This window comes from Eudoraea sp. (genome assembly GCF_049665975.1).
Classification (GTDB): domain Bacteria; phylum Bacteroidota; class Bacteroidia; order Flavobacteriales; family Flavobacteriaceae; genus Eudoraea.
On record NZ_JBATGR010000447.1, the window covers coordinates 1 to 4,550 of the forward strand.

The 4,550-nt window shown below is 37.7% G+C and carries 4 protein-coding genes; all 4 read right to left on the reverse strand.

Annotated elements, in window-relative coordinates:
- Positions 1 to 110: 110 nt before the first annotated feature.
- A complete protein-coding gene (locus tag WBN20_RS14595) occupies positions 111 to 812 on the reverse strand; it encodes a hypothetical protein (protein WP_424282209.1) in 702 nt (233 codons plus the stop codon).
- Positions 813 to 1,072: 260 nt separating this feature from the next.
- Positions 1,073 to 1,894, reverse strand: coding sequence for a hypothetical protein (locus WBN20_RS14600; RefSeq protein WP_424282210.1), 822 nt, complete (start codon positions 1,892 to 1,894; stop codon positions 1,073 to 1,075).
- An 80-nt stretch (positions 1,895 to 1,974) separates the two neighbouring features.
- A complete protein-coding gene (locus WBN20_RS14605) occupies positions 1,975 to 2,505 on the reverse strand; it encodes a YybH family protein (protein ID WP_424282211.1) in 531 nt (176 codons plus the stop codon).
- 222 nt (positions 2,506 to 2,727) lie between these two features.
- Positions 2,728 to 4,550, reverse strand: a 1,823-nt coding sequence (locus tag WBN20_RS14610) for a helix-turn-helix domain-containing protein (protein WP_424282212.1), incomplete at its 5' end; no start/stop codon positions are given.

Here is a 4,550-nt window from a genome sequence, read left to right on the forward strand (position 1 = left end):
GTCTAAGCGTATCGTTCTTCCAAAAACTCCTTCTAAGTTTACAACAAGACAAAAAACCGAAGCGTGTGGCCTCGGCTTTTATTATTTGCTATCAAATTTGTTAGCTTCTTTTAATTTACAGGTGCAAAAATGGCAGCAGCTATATCCGCACATTGACCAATTTCGTCAGGATACTCCGTGAAAGGCAGAATGTCGAATGGCGTATCACACCCGCCTGCATAGGAACTAATTTGTTCATTGACCAAACCAGGAACTGCAGGACCATGGGTTCTTAAAACAACATGAACTTCTGCACTAAAAGTTTTCCCAACTTGTAAGCCACCACCTTCGACCAAGGGAAGTCCAAAAGGCACGTTCATTGATTCTGGAGTTTCATCACCGGCATTCAAGTGTGCTGAGAAATTGCCCTTCCCATTATTACCCACAACGTGTCCGCCAGCATACATTACATCGACATCCACGCCTGGAGTTCCAAAATCGGATTCGCCACATAAATCACCACCAATACATTCGAGAGGATTGTTCCAGATGACCCACCATATGGTATAGGCCCCCGGGTATAAACCGGTAGCCTTATAATTAACCGTAATGCCATTTTTATTTCTATGTAAAGTTGCTGTCCCTATTACATCCAGGTTGGGTGGGGGTGTCCCTAGGGGTGGAGGGATAAATATATCTGCCGTTTGTTTACTAGATGCCTTTGCCGAAACACCATCCAAATCAGTAGGAAGTGGATCTTGCGTGGATTCCTGACTACAGGAAAATGCAAATAAAATTAAAAGCGTAAATAAGAATTTAATAATTGTTTTCATAATTTATGATATTAAGATTGTTGAAAAATCAGGGGGAGATCATGAAACGTTAATAGTCCCAGGTATATGTTCCTTCTTGATGAAGGATCATAGGTTCGTAATTATTCTGCTAGACAAGAACTATAGATGAACTTTTAAAAAGAATTTGTTTAGTCTATATTCAGTCTAAATGAAGGCTAGCTGCTAAGCGGTTTTTCGGATTCTACTGGAACCAGAATAAAACTCGGTCTATTAGACATTCCCCTATTCGTCCAAAGACATTAGTCTTCAAAAATATACTTTATTCCATCTTCAAATGCAGTCCTATATCCATCTTCGAATGTCATATTTGGATAAGTAACGGATTCAAATTCTAACCAAGGTAATTCTTGCTCCCTAATGGCATTTATCATTGCAGCATTCCTAGCCTCATCAGTATTTGAATAATGAAGTTTTTTGTTTTCATTTTCTTGGGGAATACCTCCATTTTCAAGCAACGCCTGCATATCACCCACGTGAAGAGCATCCGTAGCTATGAAATTTTGGAATACAGAAACTTCTGATTCTTCAAAAAAAAGAGTCATTAGTACCATATTAGCTTCATTACCTCTAGCAATGAATGTTCTTGAGGGGTTGCTGGTATAATTATCATCTACATAAGAAGTCATACTTTTAAAGATATTCCCATATTCTTCGAAGTCTCCCGGGAGACTCATATCATTGTCCTTATAATCATCCATAGTAATAACCAGCGCATTCAACCTGATATTTTTGACTGCCCCAATCACTTTGTCAATTTCATCAGTGGCGACATGAAAATTTGGATTAAGTCCGGAAAGTTCTTCAGGAAAATCAAATAAATAGATTGCGGGTAGGTTTTTATTATTCTCATATTCGCTGGGTATGAATATTTTTCCCGTTATACTTACTCCATTTGATGAAAATATAAAAGTTTCCCTTCTGTCAGCGGCTATAGGTGTTGATGTTGGTTCCGGTGTCGCTATTGGCTCCGGGGAAGAAGTATTGTCTTTAGAACAGGATGGGAACAATACAATGGAACACAAAATACTAACCAAACTTACTAGTTTAACTGTTTTTTTCATATCAAAATATTTAAACATGATTTATTGATTTTTAAAACGAGTAGCGGATTTGTTATAAAATTTAAATCGTCTACTTACCCTTATAAAACTGTTTTACCCTCTGCTCCAATATTAAGTGGCGAATTATGTTCATGTGTTATTTTCCACAACCCATCAATCCTAACAAATAGCAAGGTTATTTGAGCATTATTTTGATATGTTTCGCCTCCAATGACCGGTCTGAAATCTGCGTGAAAGGTTACTTTGGCGACTTCTCCATAAACATCTATTTTTAAATCGTTCAGATCATATTCGAATCCAGATATAGCGTCGACCAACCCTCTTTCGGCCGCTTCGTTCTCAGCAGAACCTACCCTTAATCCGCCATTGATAAATTCTGTGAATTTAGGGCCATAAACATGGAAGGAGATAAGCTTGTCTGCATCTTTGTCCTGAATGCTCTGGAATAAATCATCCAATGTTTCCTGAATCTCTGCCTGATATTCGGGAAATGTATTGTTGATTAAATCAATTGTTGCTGTTTCAACCACAACGGGTGCATCATCGTCAGAGCAGCCTGTGGTAAAAAGAATTAGTAAAAATATTAACTGATAAAATGGTTTTGTTTTCATCTCTATAAATATTAAAGGATTAATTGAATATTAAAGATGGTCTAATTCCGGGAGGAGGACATAGTAAGTATGTTGCAATTGCTATAGTACTTCCCGGGTTTTAATGCAACATAATTGTAATCCTATAAAACATGTTGCAGTAAGACATATTTCTTACCTTAATTTGGGATTATTAGATATATGAGGATAAGGTTTTGGGATAACCTATTTTTCAACTGAGGATTACTTTAATTTGGAAAAACCTATTTTGTCATAAAGAACTTTGTAGCGTGGATCATTTTTTAGCGGGATCAATAAGGGTTCCTCACGGAACCAGGTAAGTTCAACCTCATGCCGGTCATAAGACCTTTGAAGCCAAATAAACGCTTTATCATAATCCTGGAGTGTGCAGTAATATAGCGCAATAAACCATGCCGGGCTGCCCGAGGTTTCGTTTTCATAGCTTTTTTGTAACTCCTTTACATTGCTTAGAGCACCTTCATAGTCACCATTCATATGGTCATGCACCGCATTGAGCCAAAATAGCAAAGGAGGACGATCGGAGAAATTAACCATTAATCTTTTCAATTGATCTTCGAAGGGCTTATAATTTTCCAAATAATAATGCAATTTGGTTGACTCCCTTAAATAAAACCAATCATCACTATAAAGGGGATCAGTAGTTTTCAAGATGTCCGTAGCTTCTTCCTTTTTACCTTGTAACATTAATGCCTGACCCTTAAAAGTATAAAAAACACCTACTGATGGATCCCTAGCAATATTCTTGTCCATTGTTGAAAGGACATCTTCATATCTTCCCGTTTTATTTGCAAAGTCTGCATCGATGGCCGGAGTTCTGTCATAAACAAAATTTTCAAGCCTTTTTTGGTAATAGCTCTCCACCAATTCAAAATTCCAATCAAAGTAAAAATACCCTGCATTTAGCTCGGCTTCAATTTGTTCATTGGAAGGATCTAACCCACGTGCAATTTGCAATAGACCCTTTGCATTTCTCCAAGCTTCCTGTTCCTTGAATACACCCCAAACAAGACCACCCATAATATAGGTGTCTGCAAGACCAATATAGGGATCAACATAGGATGAATCTAATGCAATTGCCTTATTGAATAGTGGTATTGCGTTCTGGATGGATATTCTACTGAACTTATATTTTTGAGATTGTGCTAGAACATAGTTTGTATAGGCCTGGTGATTATTTGTAGGTATTTTTTGAATACCCTCTTGTTCACTATCTGAAATCTGAACGTCCATGTTTCTTGCAACATTTTCTGCTACCTCTGCCTGAATCTTAAAAATGTCATCACTATTCCAATCTCCGGTATATTCATCGGCCCAAAAGTGATTATCCGAAGAGCCATCAATCAACTGAAGGTTTACTTTTATTTTATCTCCGGATTTTTGAAAACTACCTTCCAGAATATGGGTAACCCCAAGTTCACTGGCAATCTCCGGCATACTTTTTCCGGATTCCTTGTAGGGCAATATGGATGTTCTGGAACTTACCTTGGTAAAGGATTTGATTTTGGTAAGCCTCGAGATAACCTCATCAGTCATGCCTTCACAAAATGGATCCATTTCAGGGTCGCCACTATAATTCTTAAAGGGAAGTACAGCTATAGATTTATCTGTACTTGATATTGAGATAGTCTGGGTTGAATCGGCACTATCAAAACGTAAATAAAGGATATAAACAACTAGAAATAGAAGTACGGAAACTAACACAGGAACTAAAACAAACCTTTTTTTGAAAGGTTTATCCCCCACTTTGTCATATGTATTTGTCAAGGGAGGCTTACTAACCTCCATTACTAATTCCTTAGTTGAAATTTCCGGATCAGCGTCTTTGTTCCTATACTTGGCTTTACCAGGTGAGTAGCCGTAGTAGATGCGAAAACATGTATTGAAGTAAGTAGGACTACTAAAACCTACACGATAGGCTATTTCTGATGCGGTTGCTACATTGTCCGCTAACATTTCTTTCGCCTTCCTAAGTCTGTACTGGCGCATAAAGCGACTGGCAGATTTGCCTGTGATAGATTTAAGTT

What these genes read in the sequence shown, in the direction of transcription:
- WBN20_RS14605 (WP_424282211.1), bottom strand. Translation starts at nt 2,505, where the DNA reads ATGAAAACAAAACCATTTTATCAGTTAATATTTTTACTAATTCTTTTT.
- WBN20_RS14595 (WP_424282209.1), bottom strand. Translation starts at nt 812, where the DNA reads ATGAAAACAATTATTAAATTCTTATTTACGCTTTTAATTTTATTTGCA.
- WBN20_RS14600 (WP_424282210.1), bottom strand. Translation starts at nt 1,894, where the DNA reads ATGAAAAAAACAGTTAAACTAGTAAGTTTGGTTAGTATTTTGTGTTCC.